Genomic DNA, 15,631 nt, shown 5'->3' on the forward strand with positions numbered 1-15,631 from the left:
GCTTAAACCTCATAAAATGGCATTTAAAATACATTTTATAATTTAAAATAAATGCGTAAAAGTAACAGAACTCAACAAGTCCTTAACTTACCCTCGGGTTACTTCGGTATGGTGCTGGGGACGATTGGTATGGGGTTTGCCTGGCGTTATGCCAGCACTCTCTGGCCAGTGACGCGCTGGCCGGGCGATATTCTGGTCGGGCTGGCGGTGTGTATCTGGTTTTTGCTGACGCTGGCATTTATTACCCGCGCCATTCGTTTTCCGCACAGCATACTGACTGAGATGCGCCACCCGGTGATGAGCAGTTTTGTGAGCCTGTTTCCCGCGACCACCATGCTGGTATCAATTGGATTTGTTCCCTGGTTTCGACCCATTTCGCTGGTGCTTTTCGGCGCAGGCGTGGTGATGCAGCTGAGCTACTCTGCCTGGCAGAGTGCCGGTTTATGGCGGGGTAATCACCCTGAAGAGGCCACCACACCAGGGCTCTACCTGCCGACGGTCGCCAACAATTTTATCAGCGCCATGGCCTGTGGCGCGCTGGGATTTACCGATGCCGGTTTGGTGTTCCTGGGGGCTGGCGTTTTTTCATGGCTCAGCCTGGAGCCGGTTATCCTGCAACGCCTGCGCAGTGCCGGGGAGTTACCCTCCGCGCTGCGTACTTCGCTTGGCATTCAACTGGCCCCGGCGCTGGTGGCCTGTAGCGCCTGGTTCAGCGTGAACGGTGGGCAGGCCGATACCTTCGCCAAAATGCTGTTTGGTTACGGGCTGTTGCAGCTGTTGTTTATGCTGCGTCTGATGCCATGGTATCTGTCACAGCCATTTAATGCCTCTTTCTGGAGTTTCTCGTTCGGCGTTTCGGCGCTGGCGACCACCGGATTGCATCTGGGGCAGAGCAGTCCGTCGGGCTTCTTCCACGCGATTGCCGTCCCGTTGTTTATTTTTACTAACATTATCATTGCGATGTTGCTGGTTCGTACGTTTATCTTGCTGATGCAGGGCAAACTTCTGGTACGCACTGATAAGGCACTGCTTATGCTTCCTGAGGAAAAACAATGACTGTTGATGAGAACTACTTCACTGATAAATATGGTCTGACCCGCACGCACTCAGAGGTGCTGTACAGCGCAGATATTGTCAAACCGGGTAAAACCCTGGATTTGGGCTGCGGAAATGGCCGTAACAGCCTTTATCTGGCTGCCAACGGCTACGATGTGACGGCGTGGGATAAGAACCCAATGAGCATCGACAATATCGAACGCATCAAAGCGGCAGAAGGGATCGTCAATTTGCAGGCAGCGATCAAAGACCTCAACAGCCTGAGCTTTGACGGCGAGTATGATTTTATTCTCTCAACCGTGGTGCTGATGTTTCTGGAAGCGAAAACCATCCCTGGCCTTATCGCCAATATGCAGCGCTGCACTAAACCGGGCGGCTTTAACCTGATCGTTGCCGCGATGGATACCGCAGATTATCCGTGCACCGTTGGCTTCCCGTTCGCGTTCAAAAGCGGTGAGCTGAGCAATCACTATGAAGGCTGGGAATTGCTCAAATACAACGAAGAGGTGGGTGAACTGCACCGCACCGATGCCAACGGTAATCGCATCCAGTTGCGTTTTGCCACCATGCTGGCGCGTAATCCCGCTTAACGGGCGGCCAGCAGACAGATTTGCAGGGCTGTCTTGTAAGACGCCTCGAACGACGACAACGGTAAAAACTCAAACTTCGAGTGGAAGTTATGGGCGCCGGTGAAGAAGTTCGGGGTGAGCAGCCCTTTTGCGGAGAGCGCCGCACCGTCTGTGCCCCCGCGCATTGGCGTCGGTTTTGGCGTGATCCCGAGTGACTCCATCGCGGCAAACATCAGGTCAATGGCGCGGCGGTCTTCGCCAATCGCATTGCTGATATTGCTGTAAGTGTCCTCAATGCGGTATTCCACTTTTGCGGCAGGGTGCTGTGCGGCAATCAGTGCCACCACATCGGCAATCTGCTGCTTACGCGCGGCAAAGTTTTCTTTATCAAAATCACGAATGTTCGCTTTCAGTACTGCGTCATTTTGCCCGGCCTGAATACCGTTAAACCAGATATAACCTTCGCGGCCTTCGGTGCACTCCGGCGTTTGCTGACGGTCGAAATGGCTGATGAAGTCTGTCGCCATCAATAACGGATTCACCAGCACGCCTTTGGCGGACATCGGGTGCGCGGTGACGCCGGTAAAGCGGATTTCGGCCGCCGCGGCGTTGAAGTTCTCGTAAACAATTTCTCCAATTTCGCAGCAGTCGATGGTCCAGGCAAAGTCGACGTCGAAGCGCTTAAGATCCAGCGCTTTGGCGCCATTCAGACCGATCTCTTCATCCGGTACAAACGCCACCACGATATCGCCATGCTGATGTTCGGCTTTCAGATTTTCCAGCACCGTCATCACCACGGTTACCGCAGATTTATTATCTGCGCCTAATACGCTGGTTCCATCGCTGAAAATAATCTCTTCATTGGGATACGACAGAATTTCCGGGTGCTCTTTTACACGTAACCAGATGTCTTTCTCTTTATTCAGACAGAGGTCTTCTCCGGTAAACGTTAATATTTGTGGATGAATATCCGGTGATAATCCCACGTCGACGGTATCGATATGCGTAATAAAACCAATACGCGGCGCGCCTGCCACATTGCCTTTTTTAACCGCGGTAACGGTCGCGAACTCATCGATGACGATATCCTCTAAACCCAGCTGTGCCAGCTCTTTCGCCAGTTCACGCGCCATGTCGTGCTGCCCTGGTGTGGAGGGGAGTGTTTTGACTTTAGGATCGCTTTGGCTGGTGATGGCGAGATAGCGGAAAAAACGATGGGTTAATTGTCTGGAGAGTTCTGAAGCCATAGTGATTCCTTCTTATTTTGTATTATCAGGTGTTTGCAATGTCACTTTAATGTTATTTATGAAATGGCAAAAGAATTAATTAGCCGTCGAATTAAAAAGACAGGAAAAAAGATGAAAAGCAAACTCACCATGTTAACGCTGGCGCTTGCCGCGCTGACGGCCAGTTCCGCCGTCAGTGCGAAAACGCTGGTGTATTGCTCCGAAGGATCGCCGGAGAACTTCAATCCTCAGTTGTATACGTCTGGCACAAGCGTAGATGCCAGTGCTGTACCGGTCTATAACCGCCTGGTGGACTTTACACCCGGCACAACCAAGCTGGTGCCGAGCCTGGCAGAAAGCTGGGATGTGAGTGAAGACGGCAAGGTCTATACCTTCCATCTGCGCAAAGGGGTTAAGTTCCAGAGCAACAAGTCCTTTACGCCAACGCGTGACTTTAACGCGGATGATGTGATTTTCTCGTTCATGCGCCAGAAAGACGTTAATCATCCTTATCACAATGTCTCTAACGGCAGCTATTCCAACTTCGAAAGCCTGGAGTTTGGCAGCCTTATCACCGCCATTGACCGGGTGGATGACCATACGGTGCGCTTTACCCTGGCGCACCCGGAAGCCCCGTTTGTGGCCGATTTGGCCTGGTATTTTGCCTCGATCCTGTCGGCTGAATATGCCGATGCGATGCTCAAAGCTGGAACGCCAGAGAAGGTCGATATGGATCCGATAGGCACCGGGCCGTTCCGGCTGGCGCAGTATCAGAAAGATTCACGCATTCTGTTTACCGCATTCCCGGAATACTGGCAGGGTAAATCAAAGCTCGATCGCCTGGTGTTTTCCATTACGCCGGATGCCTCGGTGCGTTTTGCCAAAATTGAGAAAAACGAGTGCCAGGTGATGCCGTTCCCGAACCCGGCTGAGCTGCCGCGCATGAAGGCCAACAAAGACATCAACCTGATGAGCAAGGCAGGGCTGAACACCGGATTTCTGGCGTTTAATACCCAAAAACCGCCGCTTGATAACGTGAAAGTGCGTCAGGCGCTGGCGATGGCCATCAACAAACCGGCGATTATCGATGCCGTGTTCCACGGTACCGGCACCGCGGCGAAAAATCTGTTGCCGCCGGGCGTCTGGAGTGCGGACAGCGAACTCAAGGATTACGACTATTCTCCTGAAAAAGCCAAAGCCCTGCTCAAAGAGGCGGGATTTGCCAACGGTATCAGCATTGATTTGTGGGCGATGCCGGTACAGCGCCCGTATAACCCGAACGCTAAGCGCATGGCTGAGATGATTCAGGCGGACTGGGCGAAGATTGGCGTGCAGACCAAAATCGTCACCTACGAGTGGGGCGAATACCTCAAGCGAGTGAAAGGCGGTGAACATCAGGCGGCGTTGATGGGCTGGACTACGGCGACGGGCGATCCTGATAACTTCTTTGGCCCGCTGTTTACCTGTACGTCCGCCAACGGCGGATCGAACTCCGCGAAATGGTGTTATAAGCCGTTTGATAAAATTATTGCTGAAGCTAAATCGATAACCGATCACGATAAACGTGTGGCGTTATACAAAGAAGCTCAGCAAATGATGCACGATCAAATGCCAGCGGTAATGATTGCGCATTCCACTATTTTCGAGCCGGTACGCAAAGAAGTGACAGGCTACGAAATCGACCCGTTTGGTAAGCATCTCTTCTGGCAAGTGGATATTAACCAGTAATTTTTCACTGCCCGAAGCATTTCGGGCAGTTTTTTTCAATTTGTGCTCTCAACAACATTTTTTCCCACCACATACTTGCCAATCTTTTGCTATAACTTCAAATGCATACTTGCAGATAACATGGAATATCATCATGCGTACTCAAACTTTCTTTAGGGTTGCAGTGCTTACTGGTCTGTTGGCGTTGGCGGGTTGCTCCTCAAAAGTCGCTGCTCCTGAACAATACTCAGGCTTTTTAAAAGACTATTCTGGCTTGAAGGAAACGACATCTGCGACGGGTAAACCAACCTTGCGTTGGGTTGATCCGTCTTACAATGAAGCGAATTATGACAGTATTGTCTGGAATCCGATTACCTATTATCCGGTGCCAAAACCTACGACCCAAATTGGTCAAAAAACGCTGGATGAACTGCTGAGCTACACCAACAACAAAATGAAAACCGCGATTGGTCAGCGTAAACCGATCGTCGCTACGGCAGGGCCACGTAGCCTGATCTTCCGTGGTGCCATTACGGGTGTCACCTCTAAACAGGAAGGTTTACAGTTCTATGAAGTGGTGCCAGTGGCGCTGGTGGTTGCAGGTACGCAAATGGCGTCTGGCCACCGTACCATGGACACCCATCTGTACTTTGAAGGTGAGCTGATCGATGCGAAAACCGGCAAACCAGTTATGAAAGTGGTTCGTAAAGGCGAAGGTAAAGAGCTGACAAACGAAAATACGCCGATGGGCTTCGCAACCCTGAAACAGGTTGTGGATGACATGGCAACCGATGCCACCATGTTTGATGTGAAAAAGACAATGAAATAATTCTGAAGACGGCCTGCATTACGCAGGCCGTTTTTTTTATGCCGTACGCAGACGTCTGAACCAGGTTTCCGGCTTTGTAAACATCACCATATTTCCCCCCAGAATCAGCAACAGACCAATAATCCCGTTAATATGCCACACGTAACCTTCGTAAACGGTTGAGATAGACAACGCAACCAGTGGGAACAGAAGCGTGCTGTAAGCCGCTTTTCCCGCGCCAATACGGCCCACCAGGGTGAAGTAAGCGCCAAAGGCAATCACCGAACCAAACAGCGCCAGATAAAGCAGCGCACCGATATAGCTCACCGTCCACTCAGGTGCAAAGCTGTCTCCCCGGATCAGGGCAATACAGCCCATTACCAGCGTCCCGTAGAGCATCGCCCAGGCGTTGGTGGTCATGGTTTCCAGACCGTTTCGCTGGTGGCGCATACTGATCATATTCCCCAGAGAGAACCCGTAAGTGCCCAGCGCGGAAAGGCCAATCCCCGTCAGCAGTGAGGCGCTCCAGCCGCTTGCCAGCAGGTCGTCCCAGAAGAGGGTGATAATACCGATTAAACCCAGTGCCGCTGCCGTCCAGAAGCGGGCTGGTGGTCGCTGGCCGAAGAAGATAAAGCTGTTGATGGCGTTATAGAGCACCGCCATGCTGAAAATCACAGACTCCAGCCCGGTGTTAATGTGCGCCGCCGCGGTGTAGAAGCACCAGAAGTTGAAGCAGAACACGCAGCAGCCCTGAATGATGCAAAAAAGATGGTCCCGCAATGACAGTTTGCGCAGACGACGCAGGGCAACTAAGACAATCATCATAATGGCGCAGGCAACGGCAAAGCGCCAAAAAATGGACACGGGGGCCGCGACAGGCCCTTGTTGCAGAAAAATCGCAATCCAGGTGGTTCCCCAGATAACCACCACCAGCCCGTATAACAGTGCGTTCATGTTCTCTCTCTTCTCAAACCGCGAAAACCCTCAGTCTGACGGTTGTCTGCCCGGCACGCTTTCACCTGGTTGCGGCGGACTTGCAAATTCTTGCGCTTTTTTATCGTCAGGGCACTGGCAACAGGGGGCAACAATTCTTAGACTGATACTCTGATTAATGACGTGTTGATGGTTATGTCCCACGCTTACGAAACCTTTGAAACGCTACGCCAGCAGAACGCGGTGCTCCGGGAGACCGTTGCGCTTAACTCCGGTATTCAGCTGGCGGCGTGGTACAACAAGCACGACACCATAACCGTTAAGAGCGATCACCATACCCTCAGCCTGTACGTGGCTGACGGCTACGAGAGTTATCAAAAAACACCCGGTGGCTGGAAAAATGGCGGCGGCCCTGACCGTTTTTGCCTGATGCCGAAAGAGAGTGAATCCACCTGGGATATCCGCGACGACCTGTCGTTTGTCCATCTTTACTGTACCGATGAGCATTTGCGCGATATCGGCGAGAAGATCTGGGATAAGCGACCGGTATCCCTCACGCTTGATGAAAAAATCTTTGGCAGCGACCCGAAAATTACTGCGCTGTATCGCCAGTTTTTGCTCGGCTGCGACTGGCAGCAAAAAGCGAATCAACTCACGCTGAGCACGGCATCAACGATGTTGCTGACGCATCTGCTGCAAAACTACGCCAACGTGCAGTGGAAACTGCCGGTAGTGACGGGGGGATTGTCGCCATTTGTACTGCGAAACGTACTGGCATTTATTGAAGAAAACCTCGCGCAACCGCTGACGCTGGCTGAGCTTGCCGCCCAGGCCGCGCTCAGCGAGTACCACTTTGCCCGCATGTTCCGCCAGTCAATGCAGCAAGCGCCGCATCAGTACGTGATGCAGCGCCGGATGGAAAAAGCCAGAGAGCTGGTCACACAAACCAGCCAGCCGCTGACCGATATCGCGCTTGCCTGCGGCTTTAACTCTGCCAGCCATTTCAGCAACCGCTTTCGCAGCGTAATGGGCGTGACGCCATCTCAGTTACGTGCGGCGAGCGCGTAGAAAAACGCTGTAGCAAAGCCCACCGGCAACCAGCCCCCAGAACGCTGAACCAATTCCCAGAATCGTTACCCCGCTGGCGGTCATCAGGAAAGTGACAATCGCCGCGTCACGCTCCGCTTCGTTATTCAATGCCTGATACAAACTGCCGCTAATAGTGCCAAGTAGTGCCAGCCCTGCCAGCGTCTGGATCCAGCTCAGCGGCAGGGCGGCCATCAGCCCGGTAATGGAGCCGCCGAACACGCCCGCCAGAAGATAAAAAATGCCCGCAGCTGCGGCGGCAATCCAGCGTTTACTGGCATCAGGGTGTGCATCAGGGCTCTGGCAAATGGCGGCGGTGATCGCCGCGATACAGATGGAATAGACCCCAAACGGTGAAAACAGTAATGCAATCCCGCCGGTGATGATGATGAGCGGTGACACCGACAGCGGATAGCCGGAAGCTTTCATGGTGGCAAAGCCGGGGGCGTTCTGCGAGGCCATGGTCACCAGGAAAAACGGCAAGCCGATGCTGACCAGGCTAGTAAAGGTAAATGCAGGGGCAATAAATTGCGGCATAACAACCGAAAGCGTAATTTTTTCCGTGACAACGTCACCACCAGCCCAGGCAACGACACCGCCGACCAACAGGGTGGCCACAATGGCATAGCGCGGCGCAAACGCTTTGGCTATTAACCACGCCGCCAGCATACTGCCGCACAGCAGAAAATGACCGTCGAGATGGCTGAATGCCTGAAGCCCAAAACGCAGCAGTACCCCGGCCAGCATGGCTGCCGCCAGGGAGTGCGGGATTAGCTTCATCAGGCGGGCAAACAGCCCGGTTAGCCCGCACAACAGGATGAGTGCGTTGGCAAAAATAAAAATACCGATCGTTTCTGCCAGGGTTACGCCATGCAGGCTGGTGGCCAGCAGAGCGGCACCCGGCGTGGACCAGGCGGTAAGCACCGGTGCTTTATACCACCAGGAGAGCGCAAGCGTACTGACCCCCATCCCAAGGCCAAGCGCGGTCATCCAGCCAGCAATCTGCTGGGCGTTTGCCCCTGCGGCGGCGGCGGCCTGCCAGATAATTGCCGCTGAGCTGGCGTAGCCCACCAGCACGGCAACAAATCCGGCCAGAATGGCGGGAAAGAGAGGCGTTGAACTGCGCATAAAAACTCCACTGTGCGTTATAGCGTCCGAAGCAATGTAACACTGTGCGCTATAGCGTACAAGTGGTACACTTTTCGCCAACGGGAGGATTTATGGACATTACTCAGCATCTTGCATCCACACTGAAGACCCTGCGCCAGACACGCGGGTGGAGTCTGTCAAAGCTTGCAGAAGAGACGGGCGTGTCAAAAGCGATGCTCGGACAAATTGAGCGCAACGAATCCAGCCCTACGGTTTCGACGCTCTGGAAAATAGCAACCGGACTGAACGTGCCGTTTTCCGTTTTCATCACCCCGCAGGCCAGCCCGGAAGCAGTGTTCGACCCGCAGCAGCAGGCGATGGTGGTTAAACCGTTATTCCCCTGGGACGAGGCGCTGAGATACGATCATTTCTCGATAACCCTTGCACCCGGCGCGATAAGTGAATCCACGCCGCACGAAGCGGGCGTCATTGAGCATGTGGTGGTGATAAGCGGTGAGCTTGATATGCACATCGACGGAGAGTGGCGCACCATTCAGGCTGATTCTGGCGTGCGTTTTGCGGGCGACAAACCCCACGCGTACCGTAACAGCAGCGCCCTGACGGTGCACTTTCATTCACTGATTCATTATCCCCGCTGAAGGTACGCAAAACTGTTTCGCTGACGCATACTTCTGACTACAATAGCCGCCATTTTGACCATAACGGATAACGACGAAGTATGCGCCTGCAATCCCATCATCTTGAACTTTTAAGCCCGGCCCGCGATGCCGCCATTGCCCGTGAAGCGATCCTTCACGGTGCCGATGCCGTCTACATTGGCGGCCCTGGCTTCGGTGCCCGCCATAACGCCAGCAACAGCCTGAGCGATATTGCCGAGCTGGTACCGTTCGCCCATCGCTACGGGGCGAAAGTGTTCGTGACCCTGAACACCATTCTTCATGATGATGAGCTGGAGCCTGCGCAGCGTCTGATAACTGACCTGTACCAGACCGGCGTTGATGCGCTGATCGTGCAGGACATGGGCGTGCTGGAGCTGGATATTCCGCCGATTGAGCTACACGCCAGTACCCAGTGCGACATCCGCACGGTAGAAAAGGCCAAATTCCTCTCCGACGTCGGTTTCTCCCAGATAGTGCTGGCGCGTGAACTAAACCTGAACCAGATCCGCGATATCCACCAGGCCACTGACGCTACCATTGAGTTCTTTATCCACGGTGCACTGTGCGTTGCCTATTCCGGGCAGTGTAATATCTCCCATGCCCAGACCGGGCGTAGCGCTAACCGTGGCGATTGCTCTCAGGCGTGCCGTCTGCCCTATACCCTGAAAGACGATCAGGGCCGCGTGGTGGCCTTTGAAAAACACCTGCTTTCCATGAAAGATAACGATCAGACCGCCAACCTGGGTGCGCTGATCGACGCCGGCGTGCGCTCCTTCAAAATCGAAGGGCGTTACAAAGACATGAGCTACGTGAAAAACATCACCGCGCACTACCGTCAGATGCTGGATGCCATTATTGAAGATCGCGGTGACCTGGCGCGTGCGTCTGCCGGACGTACCGAGCACTTCTTTATCCCGTCGACAGATAAAACCTTCCACCGCGGCAGCACCGATTACTTCGTGAATGCCCGTAAAGATGACATCGGTGCGTTCGATTCGCCGAAGTTTATCGGTCTGCCGGTAGGCAAGGTGCTGAAAGTGGCGAAAGATCATCTGGACGTGGAAGTGACGGAGCCGCTGGCGAACGGTGATGGTCTGAACGTGATGATCAAGCGTGAAGTAGTTGGTTTCCGCGCCAACACGGTCGAAAAAACCGCTGAGAACCGTTATCGCGTATGGCCGAATGAGATGCCAGCCGATCTGTATAAAGCGCGTCCTGACGCAGCGCTTAACCGCAACCTGGACCACAACTGGCAGCAGGCGTTACTGAAGACCTCCAGCGAGCGTCGCATTGCGGTAGATATTGAACTGGGTGGCTGGGAAGAGCAGCTGATCCTGACCATGACCAGTGAAGATGGCGTCAGCGTGACCCATACTCTTGACGGCCAGTTTGAAGTCGCCAACAACGCGGAAAAAGCGCTGAACAACCTGAAGGATGGGGTGGCGAAGCTGGGGCAAACCCTTTACTACGCGCGTAATATCGACGTTAACCTGCCGGCAGCACTGTTTGTGCCAAATAGTCTGCTGAATCAGTTCCGTCGTGAAACGGCAGAAATGCTTGATGACGCGCGTCTGGTTAACTATCCACGCGGCAGCCGTAAAGCTGTTTCTGTGCCTGCGCCAGTCTATCCTGATTCGCACTTATCCTTCCTCGCAAACGTCTACAACCATAAAGCCCGCGAGTTTTATCATCGCTATGGCGTGCAGCTGATTGACGCGGCGTATGAAGCGCATGAAGAGAAGGGCGATGTACCGGTGATGATCACCAAACACTGTCTGCGCTTTGCGTTTAACCTGTGCCCGAAACAGGCGAAGGGAAATATCAAAAGCTGGAAAGCGACCCCTATGCAGCTGGTGAACGGGGACGAGGTGTTGACCCTGAAATTTGACTGCCGTCCTTGTGAGATGCACGTCATTGGTAAGATGAAAAACCACATCTTTAAAATGCCGCAGCCGGGCAGCATTGTCGCCTCTGTCAGCCCTGAAGATCTGATGAAAACCCTGCCAAAACGTAGAGGCAGTTAATTAACGAAAGTGAGTATCGGGTTTGCGTGATTTCTGCCAGTGATGGTGTTCGCGCAAGCCCTCTGCGGAATCCTCTGCCACGCTGCGTAGTTCGTCACTGTCGGCTTCATGACGAAGCTGATGGTCGACATTCTTCACCCATAAAAAGGTGTGCCCTTTGTGTCCCGCCATCAACTGACCCGAAAATAATGCGCAGATCAACATTATTGCTGATAACCCTTTTCTAAACATTATTTCACCGCTGAATGACATTTCACGGCTATGATGCAGATAGTTTTATTAAGTTATTATTCCGATGATCAAATTAACGCAAAGGGATTGTCAGTTTCTGTGGTAACCGGAAATAAAACAGGGGCATAACGCCCCTGTTTATTAATTACGCTGGTCTTGCGGTGGTAATGGTTTTTTACCGTCTTTTGGCGGTTGTTTACCGTCATTATGCTGCAGGCGTTTTCCGTTGTGTTCTGGTTTATCACCACGGTGCTGAGACTTATCGCCATTCATATTATGCTGCGATGTTTTACCTTCGTGCTGAGGTGGTTTGCCATCACGTGGAGGCTGTTTTTGATTGTGTTCAGTTGGCTGCTTTTCGAACGGCACAGGTGGTTTGTTATCCGCAAACGCGTAAGACGACAGGCCCAGCACGATGACCGTAGCAAGTGTAGTGATGTTTTTCATTTTGTTGTTTCCATTCTCTTTGTTCAATGCCGCTGATTTGAACACCGAAAAATGGAGAAAGTGTGGATGCGTACTGAGATTAAGAATCTGCCTGGATAACTGGAAAAGTTAGAGAGTAAATCAAGGAATAATCTGAAAAAATAGGCCTGGTATGATTCCGGATATAGGCGGTTAATTGAACAATTAAGCCCGTAGAATCAGGTCTGGGGGTGTAGTATCAATATAAATCTAAAAAACCAACCATTTTTGGTAAATAAAGATAAATGAGGATTCAAGATAAATCTTATATAATGGCTTTCTTGTGGCTTAGGAATGGGATCTTCCAAAATGAAAAAATCACTCTCTGTGGCTATTGCGGTTTTCGCTGTAGCGGCAACAGCGTGTGCGAGTTACGCCTATAATAACAAACCTGACTTTATGGAATCTGCCGAATCCCGAGTGGGTTCATATCTGACCAGCGATTACGGTAAAGTTTCCTGCACCAGCATCCAGATTGACGAACAACGTTGGGAGCTGGATTGCCTGAATCAAAAACGCGGAAAAAGCTTCCAGTTTGCGGTCTATTCGGCAGAACAAGCTCCTTACGATGTTTCTCGCTCTTTCTATCTCGAAGCCATCAACGACGATGCAAAACAGAGCGCAAAACAGGGGTTGATGAAGTTTCTGCAAATCAACACTAAAGACGCGGACGTCACCCAGTCCTGATCGTTAAGCAGGGTTAATTGCGTTGTTTAGCATTTGTTGAGACGACCCGTGATAGGGTGATCGCAGTACACAACCCGTCATGGAATGGCGGGGATGTTGATACCTAAATACAAATCTATCCATGCAAGCATTTACCGCCATTCAATGGCGGTTTTTTTTTGCCTGTCCGCCATCAGGGCCGTTCAGATGAAAGGGCGAACTGTTTGCGATACTGCGCCGGAGAAAGCGCGAAATGCATGCGGAAATGGTGACGCAGCGTAGCCGCTTGCCCAAACCCGGTCTGTTCGGCAATGCTGTCGATGCTTAACCGGCTGTTTTCCAGATAATCTTTTGCCCGCAGTAGCCTTTCGTTGAGCAACCAGCGCGCGGGCGTTGTGCCTGTTGCGTCCTGAAAGCGGCGCAGAAAGGTGCGCTGGCTCATTCCCACGCGCTGCGAGAGTGAATCGACGCTGTGTGGCAGTGCCAGATACTGATGAAGATAATCAAACAACTTGCCAAAACGCTGGCTTTCGCGCAGTTGCGCCACCGGGCGGCTCAGTTGCTGTGTCTGCGAACCATCCCGATGAGGTGGAATGACAAGACGGCGGGCGACACGATTCGCTGCTTCCATGCCGTAGTCCCGGCGGACCACGTGCAGGCATAAATCAATGCCCGCCGCGCTGCCGGCGGAGGTCAGAAGATCCCCCTCATCCTGATACAGCACGTCTTCAACCACATCGATGGACGGGAAGCGGGATTTCAGCGTCTCAATATAGCGCCAGTGGGTTGTGGCGCGACGTCCATCGAGTAACCCGGCGGCGGCCAGCACGAACACGCCGGAGCAGATAGACATCACCTGGCACCCCCGGGCGCTGGCCTGGCGCAGCGCGTCGCACAGAGCCTCCGGCACCGGCGAGTCTACTCCTCGCCAGCCTGGCACAACGACCAGGTCGGCGTGTTCCAGCAAGTTGAGATTGCCGTCGGCCAGAATGCGGATCCCGCCGGTCGCACGAAGCTCACCTTCATCAACCGCCGCCACGGCAAAACGATACCAGTCGTCACCCATTTCGGGACGCGGAAGCCCGAAAATTTCAACCGCTACGCCAAATTCAAAGGTACACAGCCCGTCATAGGCCAGTACGACCACCCGTGGGGAGGAAAGCTGTCTTAACTTTGTCATCTTTTTGCGGTTTTCTGGCATGAGCGGACGCATTCAGTGGAGGAATTTGTGGATAGAGTAGTGTTAACACAAACACCTTAGAGGAGAAAGATTCATGAGTTATGTTACGGAATTTCCGGCAGCCGGGCCACAAGAAGCCGTTGCCCATTTTCTGCGTCGCCTGAGTGTGGAAACAGACTGCGCCGATGTGCATCACGCCATGACCAATAACGATCAGGACTTTGTTTTGCTGCACGTGGTGGGCAAACCCGAGCAGTTTGCCCGTCGTCATGTTCCGGGCGCTATCCATTTGCCCTGGAGCCAGATCACAGCGGAGCGCATGGCGCAGTGGCCAGAAGACACGGTCTTTGTGGTCTATTGTGCCGGGCCGCACTGTAACGGCGCCGACAGAGCCGCTCTGAAACTCGCCCGGCTGGGGTTGCCGGTAAAAATCATGCTCGGCGGGATCACCGGCTGGCAGGATGAAAACTTCGACTTTGCCGGGCAAATTTCAGCGGTACTCGGCTGAAGATGAATTTTTTTCAACACAGGTGAAATTTTCTCGTTTGTCGTGACGCGGCGGGTATGACATCTTTTTTGGACATTTAGACATCCAGAAGTCTAAAAGTTCAAGAAATGAATTATCACTGTCGGCAATTATCTGCCGGCAGAAACAGGAGATTTCCATGCAGCGACAACATGCCCCGTACCGCGCCGATGTAGTAGGCAGTTTTTTACGCCCGGATGCCATCAAACAGGCTCGTCTGAAATTTGCCAGCGGTGAGATTGATGCCGGGCAGCTTCGTGCTGTTGAGGACGAGGCGATCCGCCATGTTGTCGAACAGCAATGCGCCTGTGGTTTGCACGTAGTCACCGACGGGGAGTTTCGTCGCGCCTGGTGGCATTTCGATTTCTTCGACGGGTTGCAGGGCGTTGAACGTTATGATTCTCAGCAGGGTATCCAGTTCAATGGGGTACAGACCAAAGCCCACGGCGTGCGTGTCACCGGTAAGCTGGGCTTCGGTGACCATCCAATGCTGGCTGATTTCCGCTACCTGAAGAGTATCAGCGGGAATGCGCAGCCGAAGATGACCATTCCAAGCCCAAGCGTGCTGCATTTCCGTGGCGGCCGCAAAGATATCGACGCAACGGTCTACCCGGATCTGGATGCCTATTTTGACGACCTGGCGACCACCTGGCGCGATGCTATCCATGCGTTCTATGCCGCAGGTTGCCGCTATCTGCAACTGGACGACACCGTCTGGGCGTATCTCTGCTCTGACGATCAGCGTCGTCAAATCCGCGAACGTGGGGATGACGCCGACGAGCTGGCGCGCATCTATGCTCGCGTGCTGAATAAAGCGCTGGAAGGGAAACCCGATGATCTGACCATCGGCCTGCATGTCTGTCGCGGCAATTTCCGTTCAACCTGGATTTCCGAAGGCGGCTACGAGCCAGTGGCGGAAGTGCTGTTCGGCACGGTCAACGTCGATGCCTTCTTCCTGGAATACGATAACGATCGCAGCGGTGATTTTGCGCCATTGCGCTTTATCCGCCCGGGTAAACAGCAGGTGGTGCTGGGCCTTATTACCACCAAAAATGGCGAGCTGGAAAACCCGCAGGGCGTGAAGGCGCGTCTGGAAGAGGCGGCAAAATATGTCGCGAAAGAGCAGATTTGCTTAAGCCCGCAGTGCGGTTTTGCCTCCACTGAAGAGGGCAATACCCTGAACGAAACCCAGCAGTGGGACAAAGTGCGTCTGGTGACACAAATCGCCAGCGAAGTCTGGTAACACTTCTGACACAGCGCTGCATTATTAAAGTGCAGCGCTGTACCATTCTGAGTCGTTTTCCCCGCAGGCCTTCATTCCGCCCCCGAAAATCCACGTTTTTCATCCTGGCATCCTTTTTGCTCCTCCTAAGCTGACACATGTT

16 protein-coding genes are annotated in these 15,631 nt (G+C 53.1%); 10 read left to right on the forward strand and 6 right to left on the reverse strand.

Translation table 11 applies throughout. The annotated features are described in order from the left end of the window. Positions 1-51 precede the first annotated feature (51 nt). Together tehA and tehB are read left to right on the forward strand one after the other, a co-directional pair. The gene (tehA, locus tag ACS603_RS11115; RefSeq protein ID WP_474944255.1) at positions 52-1,056 is read left to right on the forward strand and encodes a dicarboxylate transporter/tellurite-resistance protein TehA; all 1,005 of its coding nucleotides are present in this window, start codon (positions 52-54) and stop codon (positions 1,054-1,056) included. Continuing rightward, the gene (gene tehB, locus ACS603_RS11120) at positions 1,053-1,646 is read left to right on the forward strand and encodes a tellurite resistance methyltransferase TehB (RefSeq protein WP_474944256.1); all 594 of its coding nucleotides are present in this window, start codon (positions 1,053-1,055) and stop codon (positions 1,644-1,646) included. Before tehA ends, tehB begins: the two co-directional genes overlap by 4 nt. On the opposite strand, the gene pepT is transcribed toward tehB, so the two are convergent. Beyond that, a complete protein-coding gene (gene pepT / locus ACS603_RS11125; protein ID WP_474944257.1) occupies positions 1,643-2,872 on the reverse strand; it encodes a peptidase T in 1,230 nt (409 codons plus the stop codon). The genes tehB and pepT overlap by 4 nt on opposite strands. A gap of 111 nt (positions 2,873-2,983) precedes the next feature. On the opposite strand from pepT, the gene ACS603_RS11130 reads away from it, so the two are divergent. Together ACS603_RS11130 and ACS603_RS11135 are read left to right on the forward strand one after the other, a co-directional pair. Further along, positions 2,984-4,579 (forward strand): ABC transporter substrate-binding protein, encoded by a 1,596-nt coding sequence (locus ACS603_RS11130; protein ID WP_474944258.1) that lies wholly within the window; start codon positions 2,984-2,986, stop codon positions 4,577-4,579. 133 nt (positions 4,580-4,712) lie between these two features. After that, on the forward strand, positions 4,713-5,387 hold the full coding sequence (locus ACS603_RS11135; protein WP_315688616.1) for a DUF3313 domain-containing protein: 675 nt from the start codon (positions 4,713-4,715) through the stop codon (positions 5,385-5,387). 36 nt (positions 5,388-5,423) lie between these two features. Here the strand turns inward: ACS603_RS11135 and ACS603_RS11140 are convergent, their stop codons facing one another. Further along, positions 5,424-6,320: a DMT family transporter gene (locus tag ACS603_RS11140; protein WP_474944259.1), complete on the reverse strand. Its 897-nt coding sequence runs from the start codon at positions 6,318-6,320 to the stop codon at positions 5,424-5,426. Positions 6,321-6,494: 174 nt separating this feature from the next. On the opposite strand from ACS603_RS11140, the gene ACS603_RS11145 reads away from it, so the two are divergent. Continuing rightward, positions 6,495-7,367 (forward strand): helix-turn-helix domain-containing protein, encoded by an 873-nt coding sequence (locus ACS603_RS11145; RefSeq protein ID WP_182063576.1) that lies wholly within the window; start codon positions 6,495-6,497, stop codon positions 7,365-7,367. Here the strand turns inward: ACS603_RS11145 and ACS603_RS11150 are convergent. Then, entirely contained in the window at positions 7,347-8,534 is a 1,188-nt protein-coding gene (locus ACS603_RS11150; RefSeq protein WP_474944289.1) for a benzoate/H(+) symporter BenE family transporter, read from the reverse strand. The two genes, ACS603_RS11145 and ACS603_RS11150, sit on opposite strands and share 21 nt — an antisense overlap. A 71-nt stretch (positions 8,535-8,605) precedes the next feature. Here ACS603_RS11150 and ACS603_RS11155 point away from each other — a divergent pair, with 71 nt between their 5' ends. Continuing rightward, positions 8,606-9,133 carry a helix-turn-helix domain-containing protein gene (locus ACS603_RS11155; RefSeq protein WP_315688619.1) on the forward strand — a complete coding sequence of 176 codons (528 nt, stop codon included), beginning with the start codon at positions 8,606-8,608 and terminating at the stop codon, positions 9,131-9,133. An 80-nt stretch (positions 9,134-9,213) separates the two neighbouring features. Next, complete coding sequence (locus ACS603_RS11160; RefSeq protein WP_474944260.1) at positions 9,214-11,178, forward strand: peptidase U32 family protein; 1,965 nt, start codon at positions 9,214-9,216, stop codon at positions 11,176-11,178. Here the strand turns inward: ACS603_RS11160 and ACS603_RS11165 are convergent, their stop codons facing one another. After that, positions 11,179-11,409 carry a DUF2554 family protein gene (locus ACS603_RS11165; protein ID WP_182061070.1) on the reverse strand — a complete coding sequence of 77 codons (231 nt, stop codon included), beginning with the start codon at positions 11,407-11,409 and terminating at the stop codon, positions 11,179-11,181. A 141-nt stretch (positions 11,410-11,550) separates the two neighbouring features. After that, positions 11,551-11,856 (reverse strand): hypothetical protein, encoded by a 306-nt coding sequence (locus tag ACS603_RS11170; RefSeq protein ID WP_315688621.1) that lies wholly within the window; start codon positions 11,854-11,856, stop codon positions 11,551-11,553. 327 nt (positions 11,857-12,183) lie between these two features. On the opposite strand from ACS603_RS11170, the gene ACS603_RS11175 reads away from it, so the two are divergent. Beyond that, entirely contained in the window at positions 12,184-12,561 is a 378-nt protein-coding gene (locus ACS603_RS11175; RefSeq protein WP_182061072.1) for a hypothetical protein, read from the forward strand. A 172-nt stretch (positions 12,562-12,733) separates the two neighbouring features. Here the strand turns inward: ACS603_RS11175 and ftrA are convergent, their stop codons facing one another. Next, positions 12,734-13,741: a transcriptional regulator FtrA gene (gene ftrA, locus ACS603_RS11180; protein WP_474944261.1), complete on the reverse strand. Its 1,008-nt coding sequence runs from the start codon at positions 13,739-13,741 to the stop codon at positions 12,734-12,736. Between the two features lie 73 nt (positions 13,742-13,814). Between ftrA and ACS603_RS11185 the strand changes: the two genes are divergently transcribed. Next, positions 13,815-14,228, forward strand: coding sequence for a rhodanese-like domain-containing protein (locus ACS603_RS11185; protein ID WP_315688623.1), 414 nt, complete (start codon positions 13,815-13,817; stop codon positions 14,226-14,228). Between the two features lie 157 nt (positions 14,229-14,385). Next, the gene (locus ACS603_RS11190) at positions 14,386-15,489 is read left to right on the forward strand and encodes a cobalamin-independent methionine synthase II family protein (RefSeq protein WP_474944262.1); all 1,104 of its coding nucleotides are present in this window, start codon (positions 14,386-14,388) and stop codon (positions 15,487-15,489) included. The last annotated feature ends 142 nt before the right edge of the window (positions 15,490-15,631 follow it).

It is taken from the genome of Enterobacter sp. Li2LvB3, assembly GCF_056156645.1.

What these genes read in the sequence shown, in the direction of transcription:
- tehA (WP_474944255.1), top strand. Translation starts at nt 52, where the DNA reads ATGCGTAAAAGTAACAGAACTCAACAAGTCCTTAACTTACCCTCGGGT.
- tehB (WP_474944256.1), top strand. Translation starts at nt 1,053, where the DNA reads ATGACTGTTGATGAGAACTACTTCACTGATAAATATGGTCTGACCCGC.
- pepT (WP_474944257.1), bottom strand. Translation starts at nt 2,872, where the DNA reads ATGGCTTCAGAACTCTCCAGACAATTAACCCATCGTTTTTTCCGCTAT.
- ACS603_RS11130 (WP_474944258.1), top strand. Translation starts at nt 2,984, where the DNA reads ATGAAAAGCAAACTCACCATGTTAACGCTGGCGCTTGCCGCGCTGACG.
- ACS603_RS11135 (WP_315688616.1), top strand. Translation starts at nt 4,713, where the DNA reads ATGCGTACTCAAACTTTCTTTAGGGTTGCAGTGCTTACTGGTCTGTTG.
- ACS603_RS11140 (WP_474944259.1), bottom strand. Translation starts at nt 6,320, where the DNA reads ATGAACGCACTGTTATACGGGCTGGTGGTGGTTATCTGGGGAACCACC.
- ACS603_RS11145 (WP_182063576.1), top strand. Translation starts at nt 6,495, where the DNA reads ATGTCCCACGCTTACGAAACCTTTGAAACGCTACGCCAGCAGAACGCG.
- ACS603_RS11155 (WP_315688619.1), top strand. Translation starts at nt 8,606, where the DNA reads ATGGACATTACTCAGCATCTTGCATCCACACTGAAGACCCTGCGCCAG.
- ACS603_RS11160 (WP_474944260.1), top strand. Translation starts at nt 9,214, where the DNA reads ATGCGCCTGCAATCCCATCATCTTGAACTTTTAAGCCCGGCCCGCGAT.
- ACS603_RS11165 (WP_182061070.1), bottom strand. Translation starts at nt 11,409, where the DNA reads ATGTTTAGAAAAGGGTTATCAGCAATAATGTTGATCTGCGCATTATTT.
- ACS603_RS11170 (WP_315688621.1), bottom strand. Translation starts at nt 11,856, where the DNA reads ATGAAAAACATCACTACACTTGCTACGGTCATCGTGCTGGGCCTGTCG.
- ACS603_RS11175 (WP_182061072.1), top strand. Translation starts at nt 12,184, where the DNA reads ATGAAAAAATCACTCTCTGTGGCTATTGCGGTTTTCGCTGTAGCGGCA.
- ftrA (WP_474944261.1), bottom strand. Translation starts at nt 13,741, where the DNA reads ATGCCAGAAAACCGCAAAAAGATGACAAAGTTAAGACAGCTTTCCTCC.
- ACS603_RS11185 (WP_315688623.1), top strand. Translation starts at nt 13,815, where the DNA reads ATGAGTTATGTTACGGAATTTCCGGCAGCCGGGCCACAAGAAGCCGTT.
- ACS603_RS11190 (WP_474944262.1), top strand. Translation starts at nt 14,386, where the DNA reads ATGCAGCGACAACATGCCCCGTACCGCGCCGATGTAGTAGGCAGTTTT.